The sequence below is a fragment of the Sandaracinobacteroides sayramensis genome (assembly GCF_022014495.1).
Taxonomy (GTDB): Bacteria; Pseudomonadota; Alphaproteobacteria; order Sphingomonadales; family Sphingomonadaceae; genus Sandaracinobacteroides; species Sandaracinobacteroides sayramense.
Genome location: NZ_JAKLSQ010000033.1, coordinates 61,523 through 85,330, shown reverse-complemented (window position 1 = coordinate 85,330; position 23,808 = coordinate 61,523). Strand labels below are relative to the sequence as shown.

Annotated in this window: 26 protein-coding genes; 13 read left to right on the top strand and 13 right to left on the bottom strand. The window is 68.4% G+C overall.

From position 1 onward, the window contains the following. Positions 1-179: 179 nt before the first annotated feature. Genes rpiB through nrdR form a run of 4 tightly spaced genes read left to right on the top strand, consistent with a single transcriptional unit; the run spans position 180 to position 2,946 of the window. Positions 180-608 carry a ribose 5-phosphate isomerase B gene (gene rpiB / locus L6Q21_RS17230; protein ID WP_237831987.1) on the top strand — a complete coding sequence of 143 codons (429 nt, stop codon included), beginning with the start codon at positions 180-182 and terminating at the stop codon, positions 606-608. Positions 609-619: 11 nt separating this feature from the next. Further along, entirely contained in the window at positions 620-1,918 is a 1,299-nt protein-coding gene (glyA, locus tag L6Q21_RS17225) for a serine hydroxymethyltransferase (protein ID WP_237831986.1), read from the top strand. A gap of 36 nt (positions 1,919-1,954) precedes the next feature. Then, a complete protein-coding gene (locus L6Q21_RS17220) occupies positions 1,955-2,470 on the top strand; it encodes a hypothetical protein (RefSeq protein WP_237831985.1) in 516 nt (171 codons plus the stop codon). After that, positions 2,470-2,946 (top strand): transcriptional regulator NrdR, encoded by a 477-nt coding sequence (gene nrdR / locus L6Q21_RS17215; protein ID WP_237831984.1) that lies wholly within the window; start codon positions 2,470-2,472, stop codon positions 2,944-2,946. The genes L6Q21_RS17220 and nrdR overlap by 1 nt, the downstream gene beginning before the upstream one ends. A gap of 39 nt (positions 2,947-2,985) precedes the next feature. Here the strand turns inward: nrdR and L6Q21_RS17210 are convergent, their stop codons facing one another. Both L6Q21_RS17210 and L6Q21_RS17205 read right to left on the bottom strand, forming a co-directional pair. Beyond that, a complete protein-coding gene (locus L6Q21_RS17210) occupies positions 2,986-3,702 on the bottom strand; it encodes an SIMPL domain-containing protein (RefSeq protein WP_237831983.1) in 717 nt (238 codons plus the stop codon). Positions 3,703-3,823: 121 nt separating this feature from the next. After that, positions 3,824-4,084: a GlsB/YeaQ/YmgE family stress response membrane protein gene (locus L6Q21_RS17205; RefSeq protein ID WP_237831992.1), complete on the bottom strand. Its 261-nt coding sequence runs from the start codon at positions 4,082-4,084 to the stop codon at positions 3,824-3,826. 327 nt (positions 4,085-4,411) lie between these two features. Here L6Q21_RS17205 and L6Q21_RS17200 point away from each other — a divergent pair, with 327 nt between their 5' ends. The 4 genes from L6Q21_RS17200 to ruvB all read left to right on the top strand — a co-directional run bounded on the left by L6Q21_RS17200 (position 4,412) and on the right by ruvB (position 11,486). Then, a complete protein-coding gene (locus L6Q21_RS17200) occupies positions 4,412-5,653 on the top strand; it encodes an efflux RND transporter periplasmic adaptor subunit (RefSeq protein WP_237831982.1) in 1,242 nt (413 codons plus the stop codon). A gap of 12 nt (positions 5,654-5,665) precedes the next feature. Beyond that, positions 5,666-8,833 (top strand): efflux RND transporter permease subunit, encoded by a 3,168-nt coding sequence (locus L6Q21_RS17195; protein ID WP_237831981.1) that lies wholly within the window; start codon positions 5,666-5,668, stop codon positions 8,831-8,833. 46 nt (positions 8,834-8,879) lie between these two features. Further along, positions 8,880-10,073: a DUF445 domain-containing protein gene (locus L6Q21_RS17190; protein ID WP_237831980.1), complete on the top strand. Its 1,194-nt coding sequence runs from the start codon at positions 8,880-8,882 to the stop codon at positions 10,071-10,073. A 378-nt stretch (positions 10,074-10,451) separates the two neighbouring features. Beyond that, positions 10,452-11,486, top strand: coding sequence for a Holliday junction branch migration DNA helicase RuvB (ruvB, locus tag L6Q21_RS17185; protein ID WP_237831979.1), 1,035 nt, complete (start codon positions 10,452-10,454; stop codon positions 11,484-11,486). 234 nt (positions 11,487-11,720) lie between these two features. Here the strand turns inward: ruvB and L6Q21_RS17180 are convergent, their stop codons facing one another. Beyond that, positions 11,721-12,416 carry a glutathione S-transferase N-terminal domain-containing protein gene (locus tag L6Q21_RS17180; protein WP_237831978.1) on the bottom strand — a complete coding sequence of 232 codons (696 nt, stop codon included), beginning with the start codon at positions 12,414-12,416 and terminating at the stop codon, positions 11,721-11,723. A gap of 70 nt (positions 12,417-12,486) precedes the next feature. Here L6Q21_RS17180 and L6Q21_RS17175 point away from each other — a divergent pair, with 70 nt between their 5' ends. Continuing rightward, positions 12,487-13,803: an MFS transporter gene (locus L6Q21_RS17175; protein WP_237831977.1), complete on the top strand. Its 1,317-nt coding sequence runs from the start codon at positions 12,487-12,489 to the stop codon at positions 13,801-13,803. 5 nt (positions 13,804-13,808) lie between these two features. On the opposite strand, the gene L6Q21_RS17170 is transcribed toward L6Q21_RS17175, so the two are convergent. The 7 genes from L6Q21_RS17170 to L6Q21_RS17140 form a co-directional block, all read right to left on the bottom strand. Next, positions 13,809-14,114 (bottom strand): DsrE family protein, encoded by a 306-nt coding sequence (locus L6Q21_RS17170; RefSeq protein ID WP_237831976.1) that lies wholly within the window; start codon positions 14,112-14,114, stop codon positions 13,809-13,811. After that, positions 14,096-14,842, bottom strand: a complete 747-nt coding sequence (locus tag L6Q21_RS17165) for a HesA/MoeB/ThiF family protein (RefSeq protein WP_237831975.1) — start codon at positions 14,840-14,842, stop codon at positions 14,096-14,098. The genes L6Q21_RS17170 and L6Q21_RS17165 overlap by 19 nt, the downstream gene beginning before the upstream one ends. Before the next feature lie 28 nt (positions 14,843-14,870). Next, on the bottom strand, positions 14,871-15,317 hold the full coding sequence (gene dut, locus L6Q21_RS17160; protein WP_237831974.1) for a dUTP diphosphatase: 447 nt from the start codon (positions 15,315-15,317) through the stop codon (positions 14,871-14,873). Beyond that, positions 15,310-16,494 (bottom strand): bifunctional phosphopantothenoylcysteine decarboxylase/phosphopantothenate--cysteine ligase CoaBC, encoded by a 1,185-nt coding sequence (gene coaBC, locus L6Q21_RS17155; protein ID WP_237831973.1) that lies wholly within the window; start codon positions 16,492-16,494, stop codon positions 15,310-15,312. The genes dut and coaBC overlap by 8 nt, the downstream gene beginning before the upstream one ends. A gap of 177 nt (positions 16,495-16,671) precedes the next feature. Next, positions 16,672-17,238 carry an ActR/PrrA/RegA family redox response regulator transcription factor gene (locus tag L6Q21_RS17150; RefSeq protein ID WP_272492471.1) on the bottom strand — a complete coding sequence of 189 codons (567 nt, stop codon included), beginning with the start codon at positions 17,236-17,238 and terminating at the stop codon, positions 16,672-16,674. Beyond that, positions 17,235-18,530: an ActS/PrrB/RegB family redox-sensitive histidine kinase gene (locus tag L6Q21_RS17145; protein WP_237831972.1), complete on the bottom strand. Its 1,296-nt coding sequence runs from the start codon at positions 18,528-18,530 to the stop codon at positions 17,235-17,237. The genes L6Q21_RS17150 and L6Q21_RS17145 overlap by 4 nt, the downstream gene beginning before the upstream one ends. Positions 18,531-18,568: 38 nt before the next feature. Further along, positions 18,569-19,174 (bottom strand): ankyrin repeat domain-containing protein, encoded by a 606-nt coding sequence (locus L6Q21_RS17140; protein ID WP_237831971.1) that lies wholly within the window; start codon positions 19,172-19,174, stop codon positions 18,569-18,571. Between the two features lie 59 nt (positions 19,175-19,233). Here L6Q21_RS17140 and L6Q21_RS17135 point away from each other — a divergent pair, with 59 nt between their 5' ends. Genes L6Q21_RS17135 through L6Q21_RS17125 form a run of 3 tightly spaced genes read left to right on the top strand, consistent with a single transcriptional unit; the run spans position 19,234 to position 20,643 of the window. After that, entirely contained in the window at positions 19,234-19,863 is a 630-nt protein-coding gene (locus tag L6Q21_RS17135; protein ID WP_237831970.1) for an SCO family protein, read from the top strand. Then, complete coding sequence (locus tag L6Q21_RS17130) at positions 19,856-20,299, top strand: YcgN family cysteine cluster protein (protein ID WP_255696969.1); 444 nt, start codon at positions 19,856-19,858, stop codon at positions 20,297-20,299. Before L6Q21_RS17135 ends, L6Q21_RS17130 begins: the two co-directional genes overlap by 8 nt. A gap of 17 nt (positions 20,300-20,316) precedes the next feature. Beyond that, positions 20,317-20,643 (top strand): antibiotic biosynthesis monooxygenase family protein, encoded by a 327-nt coding sequence (locus L6Q21_RS17125; protein ID WP_237831969.1) that lies wholly within the window; start codon positions 20,317-20,319, stop codon positions 20,641-20,643. 540 nt (positions 20,644-21,183) lie between these two features. Here the strand turns inward: L6Q21_RS17125 and L6Q21_RS17120 are convergent. From L6Q21_RS17120 to L6Q21_RS17110, 3 genes are read right to left on the bottom strand one after another with little or no spacing between them, the layout of a single operon-like run. Next, positions 21,184-21,861: a TPM domain-containing protein gene (locus L6Q21_RS17120; protein ID WP_237831968.1), complete on the bottom strand. Its 678-nt coding sequence runs from the start codon at positions 21,859-21,861 to the stop codon at positions 21,184-21,186. Further along, the gene (locus L6Q21_RS17115) at positions 21,855-22,637 is read right to left on the bottom strand and encodes a TPM domain-containing protein (RefSeq protein WP_237831967.1); all 783 of its coding nucleotides are present in this window, start codon (positions 22,635-22,637) and stop codon (positions 21,855-21,857) included. Before L6Q21_RS17115 ends, L6Q21_RS17120 begins: the two co-directional genes overlap by 7 nt. A gap of 2 nt (positions 22,638-22,639) precedes the next feature. Further along, entirely contained in the window at positions 22,640-23,224 is a 585-nt protein-coding gene (locus tag L6Q21_RS17110; protein ID WP_237831966.1) for a LemA family protein, read from the bottom strand. A gap of 161 nt (positions 23,225-23,385) precedes the next feature. Here L6Q21_RS17110 and mscL point away from each other — a divergent pair, with 161 nt between their 5' ends. Further along, positions 23,386-23,808 carry a large conductance mechanosensitive channel protein MscL gene (gene mscL, locus L6Q21_RS17105; protein ID WP_237831965.1) on the top strand — a complete coding sequence of 141 codons (423 nt, stop codon included), beginning with the start codon at positions 23,386-23,388 and terminating at the stop codon, positions 23,806-23,808.

Sequence of the window (23,808 nt, the reverse complement as noted above, 5' to 3'; positions counted from 1 at the left end):
TTGGCGCCACGCTGAGAAAAGGGGGTGCAGGGGAATCATTCCCCTGCCGGGGTGAAGGGGCGGAGCCCCTTCGAACATGGCCCACCCCCTCGCTTGGCGAACGCGGACATATGGGGCATAGGGGCACGGCGGCCCTACAAGGGGTTGCGACTCATGCTATTCGCCGGGGCCTCGTTACCGTGAAAATCGCGATTGCTTCAGATCACGCCGGTTATCCCCTGAAGGCCGCGCTGGCCGACGATCTTCTGGCGGCCGGGCATGAGGTGATCGACCTGGGCGCGGCGGACGCGACCACCTCCGTCGACTATCCCGATTTCGGGCGGGCCTGCGCCGAGAAGGTGGCCTCCGGTGGGGCGGAGTTCGGCGTGGTGGTTTGCGGATCGGGCATCGGCATTTCCATTGCGGCGAACCGGGTGGCGGGCGCGCGCTGCGCGCTGGTGCACGACAATCTGTCGGCCCGGCTTTCGCGCCGGCACAATGACGCGAACATGATTTCCTTCGGCGCGCGGCTGATCGGCGCCGAGACGGCGCGGGATGCCCTGCGCGCCTTTCTTGAAACCCCGTTCGAAGGCGGCCGCCACCAGGGCCGCGTCGAGAAACTAGCCTGAGGAGCGCCCGCATGAGCAGCCAACCCCTTTCGCCCGCCAACGACAGCTTCTTCGGCGCGACGCTGCTGGAGGCCGACCCCGCCATCGCCGAGGCGGTGAAGGGCGAACTGCACCGGCAGCAGGGCCAGATCGAGCTGATCGCTTCGGAGAATATCGTCTCGCGCGCGGTGCTGGAGGCGCAGGGCTCGATCTTCACCAACAAATATGCCGAGGGCTATCCGGGCAAGCGCTACTATCAGGGCTGCGAATATTCGGACGTGGTGGAGCAGCTGGCCATCGACCGGGCGAAGGAGCTGTTCGGCTGCGAATATGTGAATGTGCAGCCGCATTCCGGGGCGCAGGCCAATGGCGCGGTGATGCTGGCGCTGGTGAAGCCGGGCGAGACGATTCTCGGCATGTCTCTGGATGCGGGCGGGCACCTGACGCATGGCGCCAAGGCCGCGATGTCGGGCAAGTGGTTCAACGCCGTGCAATATGGCGTGACGGCGGACACGCATCTGATCGACTATGAGGCGCTGGAGGCGCAGGCGCTGGAGGTGAAGCCGAAGCTGCTGATCGCCGGCGGATCGGCCTACCCCCGGGTGATCGACTTCAAGCGCATGCGCGAGATCGCCGACAAGGCCGGCGCGCTGCTGCATGTGGACATGGCGCATTTCGCCGGGCTGGTGGCGGCCGGGCTGCACCCTTCGCCGCTGCCGCACGCGCAGGTGGTGACGACGACCACGCACAAGACGCTGCGCGGCCCGCGCGGCGGCATGATCCTTTCCAACGACCTGGAACTGGGCAAGAAATTCAACTCGGCCGTGTTCCCTGGCATGCAGGGCGGGCCGCTGGTGCATGTGATCGCCGCCAAGGCGGTGGCCTTCGGCGAGGCGCTGCGGCCGGAGTTCAAGGATTACGCCCGCGCCATCATCGAGAACGCGCAGGTGCTGGCCGCGACGCTGAAGGCGCGCGGCTGCGACGTGGTGGCGGGCGGCACCGACACCCACCTCGCCCTCATCGACCTTCGCCCGAAGGGCCTGACCGGCAAGGACGCCGACGAGGCGCTTGAGCGCAGCCAGATCACCTGCAACAAGAATGGCGTGCCTTTCGATCCGCTTCCCCCCACCAAGACCAGCGGCATCCGCGTCGGCTCTCCGGCCGGCACCACGCGCGGCTTCGGCCGGGCCGAGTTCGAGGCGATCGGGCACATGATCGCCGACGTGCTGGACGGGCTGGCGGCGAACGGCCCCGAAGGCAATGCGGCGGTGGAGGCCGATGTGCGCGCCCGTGTCGCCGCGCTGACCGCCCGCTTCCCCATCTACGCCTGACCACGAACGTTCCTCCCGCGCGAAAGGATCGAGACGATGACCGAAGAAACCCCGAAGAAGCCCCGGAAGACCGCCACCCCCAAGGCTGCGGCCGAGGCTCCGGCGCCGGACAAGGTGGAGAAGCTGGCGGACGAGGCCGTGGAGGCCGGCGCGAAGATCACCGAATCGGAAACCGGCCGCAAGGCGGTGGAGATCGCCGACGATGTGTTCGAGAAGGCCGGCGAGCTGACCGACAAGGCGCTGAAGAGCGAAGCCGGGCAGAAGGTGACCGCCGCCGCGCAGGACCTGCACAAGAAGGCGCTGGAAACCGAAACCGGCCGCAAGGTAGCCGACACCGCCGAGGATCTGGCGGACAAGGCGCTGAAGAGCGAAGCCGGCCAGACCGCGCAGAAGATCTGGAACACGCCTCTCGGCCGCAACGTCGGCACGGGTGCCGCGGCCGGCGCGGCGCTGGGGCTGGTTGTGCCCTTCGTCGGCCCGCTGTTCGGCGCGGCGGTCGGCGGCGGCCTTGGCTATCTCAGGACTCTGGCCAAGAAGCCCAAGCAAGACTGATGCGCTGCCCCTTCTGCCACCATGAAGACAGCCAGGTAAAGGACAGCCGCCCCACCGAGGATGTCAGCGCCATCCGTCGGCGGCGGCAATGCCCTTCCTGCGGCGCGCGCTTCACCACCTTCGAGCGGGTGCAGCTGCGCGAGCTGGTGGTGGTGAAGAAGAGCGGCAAGAAGGAACCGTTCGACCGCGAGAAGCTGGCGCATTCGGTGATGATCGCCTGCCGCAAGCGGGACATCGACAGCGACCGGATCGAGCGCTTCGTATCGGCCGTGCAGCGGCAACTGGAGGCGATGGGCGAATCGGAAATCGAAGCCGGCCAGATCGGCGCCCTGGTGATGCAGGGGCTGGAACGGCTGGACCCGGTGGCCTATGTGCGTTTCGCCAGCGTCTACAAGGACTTCCGCGAGGCCAGGGACTTCGAGACCTTCGTCGGCGGCCTTTCCAAGGCGGTGCTGAAGAGCGAAAGCGGCGCCTGAAATGACAGGCGGGCGGCGGCAGCCGCCCGCCAAGGCTCCTCAGCGCGGGCCGAGTTCGAATTCCATGGTGACGGTGGCCGACAGGCCGACTTCGCCCGGCGCGACCGGCGGGGCGGCGTCCGCCCTTGCTTCCATTGCTACCATCCGTCCCTTGGGCATCGGCGCGGGCTGCGAGAAGCCTTCGTTGATGGCGGTGATGCGCTTCACCGAAAGGCCGGCCGCCGCCGCGTAGAGCTCCGCGCGGGCGCGGGCCTTCTGCACCGCTTGCGTGCGGGCCCGGTCGAGCAGCGGCTCCGGATTGTCGACGCGGAAATCCGGGCCGTCGATCTGGTTCGCGCCTTCCTTCACCAGCGCGTCGATCACCTTGCCGGCGGACCGCACGTCGCGCAGAGTCACCTGCACCCGGTTGGAGGCCTGGAAGCCGGTCAGCGCCGGCGGCTGGTTCTGCTCGTAGCGGAACTGCGGCTGCAGGTTGAGGCCGCTGGTCTGGATGTCGCGCTCGGCGATGCCGGCCTTCTTCAGCGCCGCGACCACGCGCACCATCTTCTCGCTGTTGGCGGCCAGCGCCGCCTGCGCCTCGGCCGCCTGGGTGACGACGCCGGCGCCGATGGAGGCGATGTCGGGCGCGGCCTGCACTTCGCTGGTGGCGGTAAGCGTGAGCGTGGCGGGGGTGGGAGTGGCGGGCGCCTGTTGCGCCATGGCGGCGCTGGCGGCCATGGCGGCGGCGATGGCGGCGGCGAGCTTCGATGTCTTCACTTGGGTCTCCCCATAAAGGATGTGGCCGGCGCGGGCCTTACGGGAAAAAGGCCCGCGCCGGCAGGCCTTCCCCTGCGGCTTCGACGCTTTCCCGGCGATGAAGCCGGCGCTCAGTTCCGCTTCAGGCCGAGCGGCTCTTGATCAGGCGGTAGATCCACAGCAGCAGCACCGCGCCCGCCGTCGCCAGCACCAGGTTCCAGATGTGCCCGCCGGTCGAGAAGAAGGGCAGCACGCCCGCCAGGAAGCCGCCCAGCAGGCCGCCGGCGATGCCGATCAGGATGGTGACGATGATTCCGCCCGGATCGCGGCCCGGCATGATCCATTTCGCCAGCGCGCCGGCGATGAGACCGATCACGATCCAACCGATGAAGCTATATTCCATGAGTTGCTCCCCACCAGAACCGACGGCGCGCCCGATCGCGGCCGTGATGGCGCGGAGGTTAGCACAGTTGAAGCGGCCGTAAACCGGCGCGATGGCAAAGACCGGGCGGCGGCAGGATATCAACAGGCTTGTGCGCGGCAGGTCTTTCGCTTTCCCCATGAAATGTGTATTGGGCGAAAATCTGTGGCAGGGGCGAAGCTTTCGCCTTCGAAGCAGGAACAGCCCGCCCGTCTTTGAGGGGAGCGGTCGGGCGGCAGGGGAGTTCCACACATGCGGCGGCACGCCGAAGACGTGGGGCGACCCCATCGACAACAAGGCTGAAACGGCATGAACATGCACCTGTCCCCTCATGACCCCGAAATCCGGGCGCAGCTTCAGCGTGAAGACGACATTGCGGACAGTTCCGCGGCGAAGAAGCGCCGCGGCTGGCTGATCGCGCTGGTCGCCGCGCTGGCGACCGCCGCCTTCATCTGGTTCCTGGTGCAGAAGGCGAATGCGCCCAAGCCGCAGGCGCCGCCGGCCGGGCCGCCTTCCGTCACCGTGATGGTGCCGGGCACCAGCCTCGTCGCCGACCGGGTGGCGGCCGTGGGCACCATCCATGCGCGGCGCGACATGCCCGTGGGCGTCGCGGGCGAAGGCGGGATGATTTCGGCCATCCGCGCCGAGGCGGGGCAATATGTGGGCAAGGGCCAGGTGCTGGCCGAGATCGACAGCGCCGTGCAGCGCGCGCAGTTGCAGCAGCTTCAGGCCAGCGTGACGCAGGCGCAGGCGGATGCCCGCCTCGCCCAGGCCGAACTGGAGCGGGCCGAGACGCTGGTGTCGCGCGGGTTCATCTCCAAGGCCGATATCGACCGCCGCACCGCCACCCGCGATTCGGCGCGCGCCCGCGTCAGCGTGGCGCAGGCGCAGGTGCGCGAGATGCAGGAGCGGCTGAACCGGCTGGCCATCCGCGCGCCGGAAGCCGGGCTGGTGCTGCAGCGCATGGTGGAGCCCGGGCAGATCGTTTCCCCGGGCGGCGGCGCGCTTTACCGAATCGCCGCCGGCGGGCAACTGGAGCTGCGCGCGCAGGTGGCCGAGCAGGACATGCCCGGCCTGGCGCCGGGGCAGGCCGCGACCGTGACCCCCGTCGGCTCGAGCAACAGCTATGCCGGCAGCGTCTGGCTGCTGGAGCCGGTGATCGATCCGGAAAGCCGGCAGGGCGTGGCGCGAATCGCGCTGCCGCGCGCCGCCGAGCTTCGCTCGGGCGGGTTCGCCAATGTGGTGGTGGAAGGCGCCCGCGCCCAGCGGCCGAGCCTGCCGCAATCCGCCGTGCTGTTCGACAATGAGGGCAGCTATGTGCTGACCGTCGGCAGCGACGATGTGGTGAAGCGCGTGGCCGTGACGACGGGGGCGGTGACGCCCGCCGGGGTCGTCATCCTGTCCGGCCTCACGGGCCAGGAAAAGGTGGTGCAATCGGCCGGGGCCTTCCTGCATCCGGGCGAGAAGGTGACGCCGAAGCCGGCGGCGCGGCCGGCGGCCGGCGCGGCAGCGCCCGCGGCGGCCAGCCCCTCCCCCTCCACCTCCGGCTGAGGAGCGCCCGCCATGCAGAACATGTCCAGCTGGGCGATCCGCAACCCGATCCCGCCGCTGATGCTTTTCATCCTGCTGACGGCGATCGGCGCGGTCAGCTTCTACCGCATGAAGATCACCCAGATGCCCGACATCTCGGTGCCGATCGTGCAGGTGATCGTGTCGCAGCCGGGCGGCGCGCCGACCGAGATCGAGACGCAGGTCACGCAGAAGATCGAAGGCGCGGTCGCCGGAATCGGCAATGTGAAGAACATCACCTCCTGGGTGCAGGAAGGCTCTTCCAACACCTCGGTGGAATTCCATCTGGGAACGCCGGTCGACCGCGCCGTGAACGATGTGCGCGACGCGGTGACCAAGGTCCGCTCCGACCTCCCCGACGGCATATTGGAGCCGCAGGTGGAGCGGGTGGACATCGAGGGCGGGGCGCTTGCCTATGTCGCCGTCAGTTCCACCGCCATGACGCTGGAGCAGCTGAGCTGGTTCGTGGACAACAGCGTTTCGAAGACGCTGGTGGCGATTCCGGGCGTGGCGCAGGTGGGCCGCGGCGGCGGCGTCAGCCGCGAAGTGCGGGTGAACCTCGATCCGGTGAAGCTGCAATCCTATGGAATCACCGCGGCGCAGGTGAACACCCAGCTTCGCCAGCTGAACCTCGACGCGCCGGGCGGGCGGACGGAAATCTCCGGCTCGGAACAGGCGGTCCGGGTGCTGGGCGGCGCCCGCACGGCGCAGCAGCTTGGCGAGACGCGCATTCCGATCGGCGCCGGCCGCGACGTGCGGCTGGCCGACATCGCCGAAGTGCGCGACGGCGCCTCCGAACAGCGCAACATCGCCCGGCTGAACGGCCGGCAGGTGACGAGCTTCGGCATCTTCAAGGCCAAGGGCGCGTCGGACGTCGAGGTCTACAACCGGATGAACGCCAAGCTGGAGGAGCTGAAGAAGCAGTTCCCCGGCGTGGAGTTCAGCGAGCTTTTCACCACCGTCAAATACACCAAGGAAGAATATAAAAGCGCCATGACCGCCATGTGGGAAGGCGCGCTGCTGGCGGTGATCGTGGTGTTCCTGTTCCTGCGGGACTGGCGGGCGACGGTGATTTCCGCGCTGGCGATCCCGCTCTCCGCCATCCCCACCTTCTGGTTCATGGAGCTGATGGGCTTCACGCTCAACACCATCAGCCTGCTCGCCCTCAGCCTGGTGGCGGGCATATTGGTCGACGACGCCATCGTGGAGATCGAGAATATCGTCCGCCACATGCGGATGGGGAAATCGCCCTATCAGGCGGCATTGGACGCGGCCGACGAGATCGGCATGGCGGTGGTCGCCACCACCTTCTCGATCATCGCCGTCTTCCTGCCGGTCGCCTTCATGCCGGGGATTCCGGGGCAGTATTTCAAGCAGTTCGGCCTGACCGTCGCCATTGCCGTCTTCATGTCGCTGCTGGTGGCGCGATTGATCACGCCGCTGATCGCCGCCTATTTCCTGAAGCCGCACGGCGAGCAGGCGCATGGCGACGGCCCGCTGATGCGGCGCTACATGAAGCTGCTGGCCTGGACCATCCACCGCGACCCGCAGAAGCGGCACGGCAATTTCTTCGCGCGGCTGTGGGGCCAGATCGAAGCCCATGCCCGGCCGCTGACCGTGGTGGGCCTCGGCTTCGCCTCGCTGTTCCTGACCGTTTTCCTCTTCTCGCAGATGCCGTCCGGCTTCCAGCCGGACGGGGACTATGGGTCCTCGCAGGTGCAGATCGAGCTTCCGCCCGGCACGACGCTGGCCGAGACGACGCATGCCGTCGACCAGGTGAACGCGATTCTGCGCCAGCAGCCGGAAGTGCAGCAGGCGTTCGAATCGATCGGCGACGGCGGAGATGTGCGGTTCGCGAACATCTTCATCAACATGGTGGACCGCAAGAACCGCGACGTCTCGACCAAGGAGTTCGAACGCCGGGTGGCGCCGCAGCTGATGGGGATCGCCGACGCGCGGATCAACTTCGCCTCGATGAACGGCGGCTTCAACGGCCGCGACCTGGTGGTGATGCTGGCCGGCGACGACCCGGAGCTGCTGGCGCGGACCGCCCGCAAGGTCGAGAAGGAGATGCAGGGCCTGAAGGTGCTGCGCGACGCCCGGATCAACGGCGACATGGAGCGGCCCGAAATCCTGATCCGCCCGAAGTTCGACATCGCGGCGCAGCTTGGCGTTTCGGTGGCGTCCCTCTCGCAGACGATCCGCATCGCCACCCTTGGCGACATCGAGCAGAATATGGCGAAATTCTCGCTGTCGGACCGGCAGGTGCCGATCCGCGTGAGCCTGGTGGAGAATGCCCGCACCGATGCGGACATGCTGGCGAACCTGCCGGTGCCCACCGCGTCCGGTGGGTCGGTGCCGCTGAAAGTGGTGGCCGACATCAGCTTCGGCACCGGTCCGACGAAGATCCGCCGCTACAACCAGAGCCGGCGCCTCGCCATCGAGGCCGACCTGAACGGCGTGGAATTCGGCGACGGGCTGAAGGCCGTGCACAATCTGCCGACCATGAAGAATCTTCCGGCCGGCGTGCAGGAGGTGAAGTTCGGGCAGGCGGAAGTGATGGAGGAGCTGATCACCGGCTTCGTGATCGCCATCGTCTCGGGCGTGCTGCTGGTGTTCGCGGTGCTGGTGCTGCTCTACCGCCGCGTGCTTCCGCCGTTCGTGAACATGGGCTCGCTGCTGCTGGCGCCGCTGGGCGCGGTGATCGCCCTGATCCTGACCGGCCATGCCGTGACGATGCCGGTCTATATCGGCATCCTGATGCTGCTGGGGATCGTCGCCAAGAACTCGATCCTGCTGGTGGACTTCGCCATCGAGGAGATGCGCCACGGAGTCGACCGGGAGACGGCCATTCTGGACGCCGGCCACAAACGGGCGCAGCCGATCGTGATGACGACCGTCGCCATGACGGCGGGCATGCTGCCGGTGGCGCTGGGCCTGCATGGGGACAGCAGCTTCCGCGCGCCCATGGCGATCGCGGTGATCGGCGGCCTGCTGCTCTCCACCGTGCTGACGCTGGTGATCGTGCCGGCGGCCTTCACGCTGGCCGACGATGTGGAGCGGAAAATGGGGCCGTGGCTCAGCCGCCTGTTCACGAACGGCGGCGAAGCTGGTAGCGGCAACAAACCGTCCACGACCATGGGGCCTGAAGCTGCCGAGTGACGTAACCGATACCCCGCCGAGCGCGCGTGCCGAACAGGCGATCCGGTTGCGCCGGATCGCCACAGGGCTTCTGATCCTGATGGCGGCGATCCTGATCGCCTCCACCTGGGCGATGCGCATGGTGCATCCCGGCTTCGCCTGGGTGCAGGCCTTCGCCGAGGCGGCGCTGGTGGGCGGGCTGGCCGACTGGTTCGCGGTGACGGCGCTGTTCCGCCATCCGATGGGGGTGCCGATCCCCCACACCGCCATCATCCCCCGCTCCAAGGACCGGATCGGCGAGGCGCTCGCCACTTTCCTTCAGGACAATTTCCTGACCCCCATGAACGTCGCCCGGCGGCTGGAGGGCTTCGACGCCGCCAACGCGCTGGCCGGCGTGCTGGAGCGCCCGGCCTCGGGCGGGAAGGTGCGGCGGGGGCTGACACGGCTCGTCGGCCAGCTTTCCGACACGCCCGCCGCCGCCGCCGTGATGCAGAAATTGCAGGATGGCGCGATGACGCGCCTCAAGGACTTGGAAGTCTCGCCGCTGCTCGGCCGGATGCTGGAGGCGATGATCGCCGATGGGCGGCACCGGCCGGTGATCGACCAGCTGATCCAGTGGGCGCACCGCACGCTCGACAGCCAGGAGGGCCTGATCCGCGCCATGGTGGAGGAGCGGACGAGCTGGGTGCTGCGGCTGGTGAACGTGGACTCCAGGATCGCCGACGAGCTGGTGAACGGACTGCGCGGGCTTCTGGCCGACCTTGCCGAAGACCCGGACCATCCAGTGCGCGAAAAGGCCGACCGGGCGCTGGAAAACCTGGCCTTCGACCTGCAGCATATGCCCGAGACACGCGAGAAGGTGGAGCGGATCAAGCGCGAACTGCTGTCCAACCCCGCCGTCGGCGACTGGCTGGAAGGCATATGGGCGCGCCTGAAAGAGGGCGTGGTGAAGCTGGCTGAAGGCGAGGGCTTGAGCGGAATCGGCGAGGCGATGGGCCGCTCGCTGCGCGAAGACCCGGCGCTGTCGCAGGCGGTGAACCAGCTCGCCCGGCGCGGCGTGGTGGGGATCGTCGCCGACCATGGCAGCTCCATCGTCGCCCTCGTCTCCGATACCGTGAAGGGCTGGGACGTGGAGACGGTGACCGACAAGCTGGAAAGCGCCGTGCTGCGCGACCTGCAATATATCCGCCTGAACGGGACGCTGATCGGCGGGCTGATCGGCGTGACGATCCATGCGGTGCTGATGGTGTCGCAGCTTTGATCGCCTCCGGCGGCCAGGGCTCCGCCCTGGACCCGGCAGGGGCGTGACGCCCCTGCACCCCCGATTCCCGGTGAGAGGCGGCGAGGTTGCGGTGCTGGTTGGGGTTGATTGCCTGCGGCGCTGGGTTGGTGGATTTTCCACCACAGTCTCACCCGTCACCCCGGGAACCTTTGCGCAGAAAAAGCTGGACCCCGGGTCAAGCCCGGGGTGACGGGTAGAGGCGCCGCAGGCAATCGAAAGCCTTCGTGCGCTTGGCCGGGCCAGTTTGGCGCGACGTGAAGAAAAGGGGGTGCAGGGGAATCATTCCCCTGCCGGGGTGAAGGGGCAGAGCCCCTTCGGACTTGCTCTCGTCGCAAGCCCCTGCCTAGAGATTGGCGCATGGAAGACCCCGACAGGCTCATCGCCCCGGCTGCCCGCGCCGAGGATGCCGATGCCGCGCTTCGCCCGAAGACGCTGGCCGAATTCGTGGGGCAGAAGGCCGCGCGGGAGAATCTGCGGGTGTTCATCGACGCCGCGCGGCATCGTGGCGACGCGCTGGACCATGTGCTGCTGGCGGGGCCTCCGGGGTTGGGGAAGACGACGCTGGCGCAGATCGTCGCGCGCGAGCTGGGGGTGGGGTTTCGCGCCACTTCCGGGCCGGTGATCGCCAAGGCCGGGGATCTGGCGGCGCTGCTGACCAATCTGGAGCCGAACGATGTGCTGTTCATCGACGAGATCCACCGGCTGGCGCCGCATGTGGAGGAAATCCTCTATCCGGCGATGGAGGACCGGGCGCTGGACCTGATGATCGGCGAGGGGCCTTCGGCGCGCTCCGTGCGGATCGAGCTTCCGCCTTTCACGCTGGTGGGGGCGACGACGCGCTCCGGGCTGGTGACGCAGCCTTTGCGGGACCGGTTCGGCATTCCGGTGCGGCTGGTTTTCTACACCGAGGAGGAATTGCATTCGGTGGTGGCGCGCGCGGCCGCCTTGCTGGACCTCGCGCTGACGGCGGACGGCGCGCGGGAGATCGCGCGGCGGGCGCGGGGGACGCCGCGGATCGCCGGGCGGCTGCTGCGGCGGGTGCGGGATTTCGCCGCCGGGCGCGGGGCGCCGGTGGATGCGCCCTTCGCCGACCAGGCGCTGAACCGGCTGGAGGTGGACCGGCTGGGGCTCGACGCGCAGGACCGGCGCTATCTCTGGATGATCGCCGATCTCTACAAGGGCGGGCCGGTGGGGATCGAGACTTTGGCGGCCGGGCTTTCGGAAGCGCGGGACACGCTGGAGGATGTGGTGGAGCCCTATCTGATCCAGACGGGGCTGGTGGCGCGCACGGCGCGCGGGCGGGTGCTGAACGGGCCGGCCTGGGCGCATCTGGGGCTGCGCCCGCCGGCGGCGCAGCCGGTGTTGCCGCTGGATGAGGGGTTGGACGGATAGCGTCGGGCTTGGCAGCACGCCCTTGAACGCGAGCGCTACGAGATTGCGCAAACCCCCGTCACCCCGGGCTTGACCCGGGGTCCAGCTTTTCCGGAAGCACCGCGGTGGAGGCAGAAAGCTGGACCCCGGGTCAAGCCCGGGGTGACGATTGTTTGGTTCGAGCCGATCTGGCCCCCACGCTATTGCAGGGGATGGCGGATTTCGCAGCCGGCTCCTGAATGGGGAGAGGATCGGTCAGCGTTGCACGCTTTGCGGCCCCTGGTGGAAGAGGCGCTTCTTTTCCTCCTCGGTCGGCTCGCCCTGCTGATATTCGGGCCGCTCGCCGATGGCATAGGCGCGCGCCGTGGCCGGGCGGGCGGCGATTTCCTTCACCCAGCGCTCCAGATTGGGCAGCGGATTGCCTTCGAGATATTTTTCCACGCCGAACTTCGCCCAGGGGAAGCTCGCCATGTCGGCGATGCTGTAGTCGGCGCCGGCGAGGAAAGGCCGGTCCGTCAGGCGCTTGTCCATCACGTTCAGCAGGCGCAGGGTTTCGTTGGTGTAGCGCTCGATGGCGTAGGGGATCTGTTCCGGCGCGTAGAAGCGGAAATGGCCGGCTTGCCCCATCATCGGGCCGAGGCCCGCCATCTGCCAGAACAGCCATTGCAGCACTTCCGCCCGGCCCTGCGCGTGGCTGGCCGTGGGAATGAAGCTTTCATGCTTTTCCGCCAGATAGAGCAGGATGGCGCCCGATTCGAACAGGTGCACGCCGGTTTCCAGATCCTCGAGCGCGGGCATGCGGTTGTTGGGGGCGATCTTCAGATATTCGGGCCGGAACTGGTCCCCGGCGCGGATGTTGACCGGGGCGATTTCATAGTTGGCGCCGATTTCCTCCAGAAACAGCGTGACCTTGTGGCCGTTCGGGGTGGGCCAGTAATGCAGGCGGTACATGCGCGTCCTTTCTGCTGCCCCCTCAAAGCCGGGGGATGCTTTTCGGTTGAACCCGGCCTAGCAGATGGGGGTGAGCGCGCCCAATCCCAACCTTCCGCGCAAGCATTTTGCGCTGGTTTTCGCGGCCCTGCTGGTGACGGCGGCTGGAAACACCGCGCTGCAATCGGTTTTGCCGGTGATCGGGCGGGAGATTCGCATTCCAGACATGGCGATCGCCATGATCTTCTCCCTCTCCGCGCTGTTCTGGACCTTTTCCGCCCCTTTCTGGGCGCGCCAGTCCGACGTGCGCGGGCGGCGGAAGCTGATGCAGCTTGGGGTGGTGGCCTTTGGCGTTTCGATGCTGTTGTGCGGCGGCGTCATCCTGCTGGGGGCGCACGGGCTGGTGGCGCCGATGATGACCTTCGTGCTGTTCACGCTGGCGCGCACCGTGTTCGGCCTGTTCGGGTCGGCCACCAATCCGGCGGCGCAGGCCTATGTGGCGGCGCGCACCTCCGCCACGGAACGGACGGCGGCGCTTGCCGTGCTGGCCTCCGCCTTCGGGCTGGGCACGATATTGGGGCCGGCGATCGCGCCCATGTTCATCCTGCCCTGGGTGGGGCTGGCGGGGCCGATGTTCGTGTTCGCGCTGATTTCCCTTGTCGTCGCGGTCTGGCTGCAGACGGGCCTGCCGGACGACAAGCCGACCGACGGCGAACTGGAGGGCCGGGGCGCCGCCGCCTCCATGCCGACGATCGGCGGCATGCCGACCGGGGCGAGCGCCATGGCCGCCGAGGAAACCATGGTGTCCGGCCGGCGGGACCGGATGCGGCTGGCCGATCCGCGCATCAAGCCCTTCATGATCTTCGGCTTCGCCGCCGGCTCGCTGCAGGCGGCGACCGGGCAGGCGATCGGCTTCTTCATCATCGACCGGGCGGCTTCCGAGGTGGGGCTGCACGCGACGCAACTGATTTCCATCGCCTTCATGGCGGGCGCCGGGGCGACGCTGCTGGCGCAATGGGGGATCATCCGCCTGCTCGATCTCAGCCCCTCGCAACTGATGCGCTGGGGGACGGTGATCGCGGCGGCGGGCGTGCTGGGGATCGCCTTCGCGCCCAATTTCCATGCGATGGTGCTGGCCTTCGCGCTTTCCTCGGCCGGGTTCGGCTTTGCCCGGCCGGGCTTCACGGCCGGATCGTCGCTGGCGGTGGAGCGGCATGAGCAGGGCGGAGTCGCCGGCGCGGTGACGGCGGTGAACGGCGCCTGCTTCATCCTGGCGCCGGCGGTGGGGATCGGCCTTTACGAACTGGTGCCCGAGCTGCCTTATTGGCTGGGCGCGGCCGGGCTGGTGGCGCTGGCGCTCTACGCCTGGACGAACCCGCTGCTGCGGGCGAGCAGCGTGGAGAAATAGGCCGGTCAGGCCAGCAGCAATTGCCAGTGGCCTCGGCCTTGCAGGAAGGCGACCATTCCCAGCGCCTCGACACCGGGCTGCAGGTCCGCGGCTGTCAGGCCATGGTCGGCCATCGCCGTCTGGCAGGCGGCGATGTGCACGCCCAGCTCGCGCAGCAGCGCCAGCGCCGGTTCGGGCAGGCCCTTCACGGCGGTGCCGCGCAGCAGGATCGCCACCTGCCGGTCGAGCGCGGCGGCCGTGGCGGCGAGTTCGACCGAGGCGAGGAAACGCTCGCCCTCGGTCTCGGTGAGGATCAGCAGCAGACCGGGCATGACGGGTCTTTCGGCACGCGGATCGAACGGCTTTCGAGGCCGAGGCCGTTCCAGAGCCAGAGGCGGCCCAGCCGGCTTTCGCCGAAGCCGGCGATGAGCCGCAGCACCTCCAGCGCCTGCGCCGCGCCCATCAGCCCGGCGACCGGCCCCAGCACGCCGATGTCGGCGCAGCTTGTGCCGGGCCGGTCTTCGGCTTGCCCGGCGAAACAGGCGTAGCAGGGCTGGCCGGCGAGATGGCCGGCGAAGACGCCCAATTGCCCCTCGAACGGGCCGATGGCGGCGGAGACGAGCGGGATTCCCAGCCGCACAGCCGCTGCGTTCACGTCCGAGCGGGTGCGGAAGCTGTCGCTGCCGTCGGCGACGACATGCTGTTGCGCCAGCAGCGTTGGGGCGTTGTCCGTGGTGAGGCGGGTGCGGATCGGCTCGATAGCGATGTGCGGGTTCAGCGCCCGCAGGCGCTCGGCGGCGGCCTCCACCTTGGGGCGGCCGATGTCGGCGGTGGTGAACAACGTCTGGCGCTGGAGGTTGGAGAGGCTGACGTCATCGTCGTCGATGAGGGTCAGCCGGCCGATGCCGGCGGCGGCCAGATATGGCAGGCTGGCGCAGCCGAGCCCGCCGGCGCCGACGACCGCCACCCTCGCCGCCTGGAATTTCCGCTGCCCCTGCCCGCCGACTTCCTTCAGCACGATGTGCCGCTGGTAGCGGTCGAGCTCTTCGTCGGAGAGCATTAATGCCTGCCCTGCGGCCGGAGGCCGCTCATGTCCTGCCGGTCGACCCGAACCCGCCTGCGCCGCGCGCCGTGTCGTCGAGGCTGTCCGTCTCGGCCCATTCGCAGCGCACATAGGGGGCGAGCACCAGTTGCGCGATCCGCATGCCGCGCGGGATGGTGAAGCTGCCAGAGCCGAGGTTGGCGAGGATGATCTTCACCTCCCCCCGGTAGTCGCTGTCGATCGTGCCGGGGGCGTTGAGGACGGCGAGCCCCTCCTTCAGCGCCAGGCCGGAGCGGGCGCGCACCTGCATTTCATGCCCCGGAGGCACCGCCATCATCAGCCCGGTCGGCACCGCCACGCGCGCGCCGGGCAGCAGCAGCAATTCTTCGTCCACCGCCGCCAGCACGTCCATCCCGGCCGCGCCTTCGGTGCCATAGGCCGGCAAAGCCAGATCCGCCGCGTGCGGCAGCCGCACCACCTTCACTTCAGCCATTCAGCAACCCCGCCACATGCTGCGCCAGTTGGCGCGCCACTTCGTCCTTCGGCGCCTCGGGCAATGTCTCGACGCCCGAGGCGGAGACCAGATGCACGAGGTTGCGATCCCCGCCCATCACATCGCCGGACACGTCGTTGGCGACGATCAGGTCGCAGCCCTTCTTCGCGAGCTTCGCCTTCGCATGTTCGATCACATCGTTGGTTTCGGCAGCGAAGCCCACCACAAGCTTCGGGCGCCGGGGGTGGCGCGAGAGGGTGGCGAGGATGTCCGGGTTTTCGCGCAGTTCCAGCGTCGGCGGGCCGCCGGCGCCCTTCTTGATCTTGGCGCCAGCCGTTTCCACCGACCAGTCGGCGACGGCGGCCACCATCACCGCCGCGTCGGCGGGAAGCGCCGCTTCCACGGCGGCGGCCATCTGCTTCGCCGTCTCCACATCCACCCGGGTGACGCCCGGCGGCGTCGGCAGGTCGACCGGGCCGGAGACCAGAGTGACCCGCGCGCCCAGCCGGCGGAGCGCGGCGGCGATGGCATAGCCCTGCTTGCCCGACGAGCGGTTGGCGATATAGCGCACCGGGTCGATCGGTTCGTGCGTCGGCCCGGCGGTGACGAGGATGTGCCGGCCTTGCAGCGTCTGCTCGGCGAACTGCGCGGCAATCGCCTCCACCATCCGCGCCACTTCCGGCAGGCGGCCGGGGCCATATTCTCCGCAGGCCATCGGCCCCACGTCCGGCTCCAGCACGGTGACGCCCCGGCTGCGTAGCGTGGCGACATTGGCGACGGTGGCGGCATGGCCCCACATGCGGACGTTCATCGCCGGCGCGGCCAGCACCGGCTTGTCGGTCGCGAGCAGCAGGGTGGTGGCGAGATCGTCGGCCAGCCCCGCCGCCATCTTCGCGAGCAGGTCGGCGGTGGCGGGGCAGACGACCAGCAGGTCCGCGGCGCGGCTTAGCTGGATATGGCCCATTTCCGCCTCGTCCGTCAGGTCGAAGAGGTCGGTATAGGCCTTGGTCTCGGCGAGCGCGCCGGCCGACAGGGGGGTTACGAACTGCCGCCCGCCCGCCGTCAGCACCGGCGTCGCGCTGCCGCCGGCGCGGCGGATCTCGCGGATCAGTTCCAGCGACTTGTAGGCGGCGATGCCGCCGCCGATGATGAGGAGGATGCGCTTGCCCTGAAGCATGGGATCTGCCCTAGCCTGTCGTCCCGACGAATCCTAGGTTGGGGATGCATATTCCCCTTCCCCACCCCGGGCTTGACCCGGGGCCGCGCTTTGCGGCCGGCGTGGAAAAAAGCTGGACCCCGGGTCAAGCCTGGGGTGACGGACAATATTCATCCATTGCTTCTGCGGCTTTTCGATCTAGCGCGGGCTGCGCTTGGCGAGGATGCGCTGCAAGGTGCGGCGGTGCATCTTCAGCCGCCGCGCCGTCTCGCTGACGTTGCGGTCGCAGAGTTCATAGACACGCTGGATATGCTCCCAGCGCACCCGGTCGGCGCTCATCGGCTCCTCGGGCGGCTCCGGCCGCTCCCCGGATTGCGCCAGCAGGGCGTGGACGAGATCGTCCGGGTCGGCCGGCTTCGCCAGATAGTCGATGGCGCCATCCTTCACGGCGGCCACCGCCGTCGCCAGATTGCCATAGCCGGTGAGGATCACGATGCGCGTGTCCGGGTGAATCCCGCGCAGTTCCGACACCAGGTCGAGGCCGTTGCCGTCGCCCAGGCGCAGGTCCAGCACGGCATATTGCGGCACGATCTCCCGCATGAGGCCGCGCGCCTCGGCGGCGCTGGCGGCGGCGTGCACGTCGAAGCCGCGCCGGCCCAGAGTCAGCGCCAGCCGCTGGCGGAAGGCGTTGTCGTCGTCGGCCAGAAGCAGCGTTCCTGGCGAAGCCGGGGCGTCTTTGGGGGCGGTTTCGGCCATCATCGTCATGCGGTTCCTGTTTGCGGCGCGGTTTCCCGGCCCGCTTCTATATCGGCGCGGTTCCAGCGCAATTCCACCCGGCCGCCGCCTTCCGGCGCATTGCCGAAGCCGAGACGCCCGCCGGTGCGCTCCAGCAGCGTGGTGGCGATGAAGATGCCGAGCCCGGTGGAGCCGGAGCCCGAGACGCTGGGGCCGAGGAAGGGCTCGCCCAGCTTCGGCAGCAGGTCCGGCGGGAAGCCGCTGCCGTCGTCGCGGACCACCACCCAGAGCTCGCCGGAGGTTTCGCCCGCTTCCACCGTCACCCGGGAGGCGGCGTGGCGCAGCGCGTTGCCGACGATGTTGGAAAGCCCATGCCGCACTTCCGGGCTGCGGCGCACGACCGGCGCGCTGCCCGGCGCCCAGGGGAAGCGGCAGTCCACCGGCACGCGCGCGGGTTCGTGCGATTCCACCACTTCGCGCAGCAGCGCCGGCAATTGCAGTTCGGGGAACGGGTCTTCGGCTTCGGCGCGCTCGGAGATGCCGGTGAGGATGTCCCGGCAGCGCCGGGCCTCCTGCCGCAGCAGGTGGATATCCTCGCCGAATTCCGGATCGTCGCCCAGCGTGCGCTCCAGATCGCCGGCGATCAGGGTGATGGTGCCGAGCGGGCCGCCCAGCTCGTGCGCGGCCGCCGCCGCCAGCGAGCCCAGCGCCCCCATCCGCGCCTCGCGGTCGAGCGCGGTCTGCGTCGCGACCAGCGCCGCCTGCCAGCGCCGGCCCTCCGCCGAGACCTGCCAGACATAGAAGCTGAGGAACAGCATGCCGAGGCCGACCGAGACCAGCACCCCCAGCTTGTAGATGGCGGGAAGCTCGACCATCTGCCCCGCCGCCCAGGGCAGGGGCAGATGCCGGAACCACAGGCCGACGAGCAGCAGCAGCGCCATCAGCAGCAAGGCGATGGTTTCCCGCGCCGACAGCAGGGTGGCGGAAATGGTGACCGGCACCAGCAGCAGCAGCGCGAAAGGGTTGGTGAGGCCGCCGGTCAGGAACAGCAGCACCGACAATTGCGCCAGATCGAAGCCCAGTTGCAGGCTGGCGACGCGGCCGCCGATCCGGTCGTGCCGGCGATAGAACCAGCCGAGCCAGAGGTTGAGCGCGGCGGAGGCCGCGATCGCCGCAAGCGCCGGCACCCAGGGGATGGGAAAGCCCAGCGCCACGCCGACCAGGAACAGCGCCAGCAACTGGCCGGCGATCGCCATCCAGCGCAGGAGCACCAGAGTCTGCACGCGCACACCCGGATGGGCGAGCGGCAGGGCCGGGCGCATCCCCGGACGCATCCGCGATCAGCCTTGGGCCGGAAGGCTCAAAGGCTTGGGCCCATGGTGGGCTTCCTGTCCTTCTTCGGCGCTTCCTCCATCAGCCGCGCCACCGGACCGGAGCGCACGTCGCGCTCGGCATATTGGCGGGCCGACATGCCGGCGAAGCTGTCCGTCCGGTCCGGATCGGCGCCGGCGTTCAGCAGCAGTTGCACCGACGCCGAATCCTTCATCTGCACCGCCTTGATGAGCGCGGTTTCGCCCCGGCCGTTGCTGGCGTCCACCTGCGCCTTGCCCGCCAGCATCAGCCGCACGCCATCCGAAAAGGCGGTCATCGCCGCCACGATCAGCGGGGTGTTGCCGTCGCGGTCCTTCATGTTCGGGTCGGCGCCGTTCTGCAGCAGGAAGCCGATCCAGGGCGCGTCGCGGCGGCGGATGGCGATCATCAGCGCGGTCTCGCCGCTGTCGCCGTCGCGGGTGTTGATGATGGTGCTGCCGGGCTTGTCGATCAGCGCCTTCGCCTTCACCGCATCCTTGTCGCGCACCGCCTTCAGGAAATTATAGCCGTCGGAAAACTGGGCGGCGGCGGGGGCGGCAAGCGCCAGCGCGATCGCCGCGCCGAGCCAGCCGAGCCTTGCCGAGAATAGTTTCATCTTCTGTCCCTGATGTCGCATCACTCGCATCGTCATTCGATAGCGGATATGTGCACCGCATGAACAGCCCGCAACCATCGAAAGCCCGCGCCTCGCGCCTGCCCTTCATTCTGCTTGCCGTCGCGCTGGCGCTGCTGGCCGCCCTGTGGTTCCTGCGGCCCGAAAAAGGCCCGGAAGGCAATCTGACCGGCGCCGCCGTCGGCGGCCCCTTCAGCCTGGTGGACGAGACCGGCGCCGCGGTCGGCAACGACAGCTATGACGGCAAGTGGCGGCTGATGTATTTCGGCTTCACCTATTGCCCCGACATCTGCCCGACCGACGCCGCCAAGATGGCGGCCGCGCTCAAGAGCTTCGAGGAAAAGCACCCGGAAGCCGCGCAGAAGCTGCAGCCGCTGTTCGTGACGGTGGACCCGGAGCGCGACACGCCCGAGGCGCTCCGCGAATTCACCGACAGCTTCCACCCGAAACTGATCGGCCTGACCGGCAGCCGCGCACAGGTGGATGCGGCGCTGAAGACCTTCCGCATCTATGCCTCCAAGGTGCCCGGAGTGACCGAAGGCTCCTACACTTACGACCATCTGGCGATCTTCTATCTGATGGACCCCGAGGGAAAGCCGGTGGAGTTTCTGGCCAGCACCACCGCCACGCCGGAGCAGGTCGCCGCCATGCTGGAACGCTTCGTTGCCTGAGCTTCGCGAGCGCTTCTGGGAGCGTTACAGCCTGAAGCAGATGAACCGCGCCGAATGGGAGGCGCTCTGCGACGGCTGCGGCAAATGCTGCCTGCACAAGCTGGAGGACGAGGAAACCGGGCGGATCTACCGCACGAACGTCGCCTGCCGGCTGCTGGACCGGCACACGGGGCGCTGCTCCGACTACCGGAACCGCCGCGCCTTCGTGCCGGACTGCGTGCAGTTGCGCCCGGAACTGGTGCCGCAACTGGACTGGCTGCCGGGCACCTGCGCCTATCGCCGGGTGGAGGAAGGCAAGCCGCTGCCCGCCTGGCATTATCTGGTGTCCGGCGACCGGGAGGCGGTGCACGAAGTGGGGGCGTCCGTCAGGGGGTGGACGATCTCGGAAGTGGATGCGAGCGCCGATCTGGAGCATCATATCGTCGATCCGGATTGAGCGGCAGGAGGGATCGGATGATCGTCGCGGTCTATTGGTGGCGGGTGCACCCCGGCAAGGAAGAGCAGTTCCGCGCAGCCTGGCGGCGGGGGACCGAATTGATCACCGCCCGCTACGGCTCGTTCGGATCAAGGCTGCATCGGGCCGAGGACGGCCGTTTCGTGGCCACCGCCGAATGGCCCGACAAGGCAAGCTGGCAGGCCGCCGCCGATGTGAAGATGGTCTATGACGAGCCGGAAACGCGGCAGGCCTTCGTCGACGCCGTGGCCGAGGGTGGGGTGGACCATGTTATGGAAGTGACGGACGATCTTTTGCTTAGGGCCGGGCGGGAAGCGTTGGATTGAGGGGGCTCTGCCCCCTCAAACTCCCCCGACCCCACCCCATGAACAAGTTCATGGGGACCCCGGGACAGGGAGCCGTGCTCCCTGCACCCCCGATTCTCGGTTGAACGCGGCGGCGTTGCGTGGGTGGCCGGGTTTACTGCCTGCGGCGCTGACTCCGGGGATTTTCAACTCCCGCCTCCACTCGTCACCCCGGGCTTGACCCGGGGTCCAGCTGTTTTGCCCGCTACTCGAAGGCAATCCGCCAACTCCAGCGCGCGANTTTGCCCGCTACTCGAAGGCAATCCGCCAACTCCAGCGCGCGAAGAAGCTGGACCCCGGGTCAAGCCCGGGGTGACGCAGGAGCGACAAGGCGCCGCAGGCAATCGACTGCATTCCTTTGCCCTACTTGGCCGGTTCCGCGCTCACCCGAGGAAAGAGGGTGCAGGGAAATCATTTCCCTGCTGGGGTGAAGGGGCAAAGCCCCTTCAGACTTCTTCGTGTCGCCATCCGGCGACGGGAGGCAAAGCCCTCGCCGCCGGAGGCAAACACCCCACCCCCGAGCTAAACGAACAGCAGCCGGTTCGGCAGTTCGTCCTCGTCGTCGTCGCGCGGGGGGAAGTGGCTGGCCAGCACCTGCCCGGCGAGGCCGATGGCGTCGACGAAGCCTTGCGCCGTGTCGCCGCGCGACATGCCGGCGAGCAGCGCGGCGGCGGTTTCGCCCCAATGGTCCGGCTGGACCTTCGAGTAGATGCCTTCGTCGGCGATCACTTCCACCACATGGTCCTCGACCGAGACGTGGATCAGCACGCCGGTGCGCTCGGCGGTCAAGTGGATTCCGCGCGTCAGGAACTGTTTGAGGGCGATTTCGTGCACCCGCTCGCGGCGCATGGAAAGCGGCGCGAAGCGCTGGGCGAGCGGCGACCACCAGAGCGCCAGCGTCGTCAGCAGCAGCACGACCACCTGCGCCAGCGCGTAGATTTCCACCGTCTGCCGGTCGTTGAGCGGTTCCGACTGCCAGATGCCGACGAAGGCGGCCCAGTCGCTCGGCCCGAAGCCCAGGAGGGTTGCGGCGAGCGGGACGAGGAAAGCCGTGACCGCCGCCAGCGCCAGCACCCATTCGACATAGCGGTGCCGCTCGGACGAATAGGTGCAGACGATCTCGCCCGAAGTCGTGGATTCGGCCGCGGCGATGGCCGCGGCGATCCGGGTTTCCGCGTCGGGGGTGAACCAGCCTACCATCCGCCGCTTGCCCCTCCGCCGCCGAAGCCGCCGCCGCCTCCACCGAAGCCGCCGCCGCCGAAGCCTCCTCCGCCCCAGCCACCGCCGCCGCCGCCCCAGCCGCCGCCCATGCCCGGGCCCCAGATGACGATCGGGCCGCCGCGACGGGCCTTGCGGCCGCCCTTGGAGCGACGCGAGGCCAGGAGGAACCAGATGCCCAGCAGGATGAGGAAGAAGATGAGGCCTATGGGGAAGCCGCCCTGTTGGCTGGCGGCCTGCTGCTCGGCGGCGTTCACATTCTTCGCGGCTTCTTCAGGCGGAAGCTCCACCTGCCGGGCGATGGAAGCGAAGCCCGCTTCGACGCCGGCCGGCATGTTGCCGGCGCGGAACTGCGGCAGGATCTGGTTCTGGATGATCAGGCTGGACAGCGCGTCGGTCAGGATCGGCTCAAGGCCGTAGCCGACTTCGATTCGCACCCGGCGCTCGTTGGGGGCGACCAGCAGGATGACGCCATTGTCGCCCTTCCCCGCCTCGCGCTTCTGGCCGATTCCCCACTGGCGGCCGAGGCGGTAGCCATATTCCTCTATCTCATAGCCCTGGAGGCTGGGCACGGTCGCCACCACGAGCTGCGTGCCCGACTGTTTCTCGATCTGTTCGGAACGCGCGCTGATCCGGGCTTCGACATCCGGTGGCAGGATGTCGGCCGCGTCGACGACGCGGCCGGTGAGCGCCGGAAACTCCTGCGCCGCGAGGGGCGCGGCGAGGAGCAGGAGCAGCAGCGCCAGAAGGCGCCGCATCGTCAGAACTTCACTTGCGGCGCTTGTTCGGCGTTCGCGGTCGTGGCCTTGAACGGCTCCTTCGGCTTGGAGCCGTAGATGGTCTTCGCCGCGACGATCGACGGGAAGGTGCGGATTTCGGTGTTATAGGCCTGAACCGACTGGTTATAGTCGCGCCGGGCGACCGAAATGCGGTTTTCCGTGCCTTCCAGCTGCGATTGCAGCGTCAGGAAATTCTGGTTCGACTTCAGGTCGGGGTATTTTTCCACCACCACCATCAGCCGCGACAGCGCGGAGGAAAGCCCGTCCTGCGCCTGCTGGAAGGCGGCGACCTTCGCCGGGTCCGACAGGTCGCCGGGCTGGAGCGTCGTCTGCGTCGCCTTGGCGCGCGCTTCCGTCACGCCGACGAGCACGTCCTGCTCCTGCTTGGCGTAGCCCTGCACGGTGGCGACCAGATTGGGAATCAGGTCGGCGCGGCGCTGATACTGGTTCTCCACCTCGCCCCAGGACGCGTTCACCTGCTCCTCCTTGGTGGGGATGGTGTTGAAACCGCAGGCGGAAAGCGAAAGTGCGGCCAGAAGCGGAAGGGCGATACGAAGTGCGCGCATGGAATATGACCCCTGAAAGGCGGAAACCCGGGGGGACTGAACCGCGCCGCGCCGCGCGCGTCAAGAGGGAGCCGCGCGGACAGGAACGCCGAAAGCCGCTTGCAAAGCCGGCGCGGCCGCGAAAGAGTGGGGTTCGGACCAATTTCAGCTTGGGGGCAAGGATGCTCAAGGAATTCAAGGCATTCATCGCGCGGGGCAATGTGCTCGATCTGGCGGTGGGTGTGATCATCGGTGGCGCGTTCGGCACCATCGTCAGCTCGCTGACCGACGACCTCATCATGCCGCTGATCTCGGCGATCACCGGCACGCCGGACTTTTCCGAGAATTTCATTCGCCTCGGCAGCATTCCCGCCGATTTCACCGGCAACCCCAGAAGCTATGAGGCGCTGAAGGAAGCCGGCATCGCCACGCTCGGCTATGGCGCGTTCATCACCGCCTTCCTGAACTTCCTGATCCTGGCCTTCGCCGTGTTCCTCATCGCCCGATATGCCAACCGCTTCTTCCGCGGGCTGGAACCGGAAGCGGCGCCGACGCCGGAAGACGTGCTGCTGCTGCGGGAAATCCGCGACAGCCTGAAGAAATAG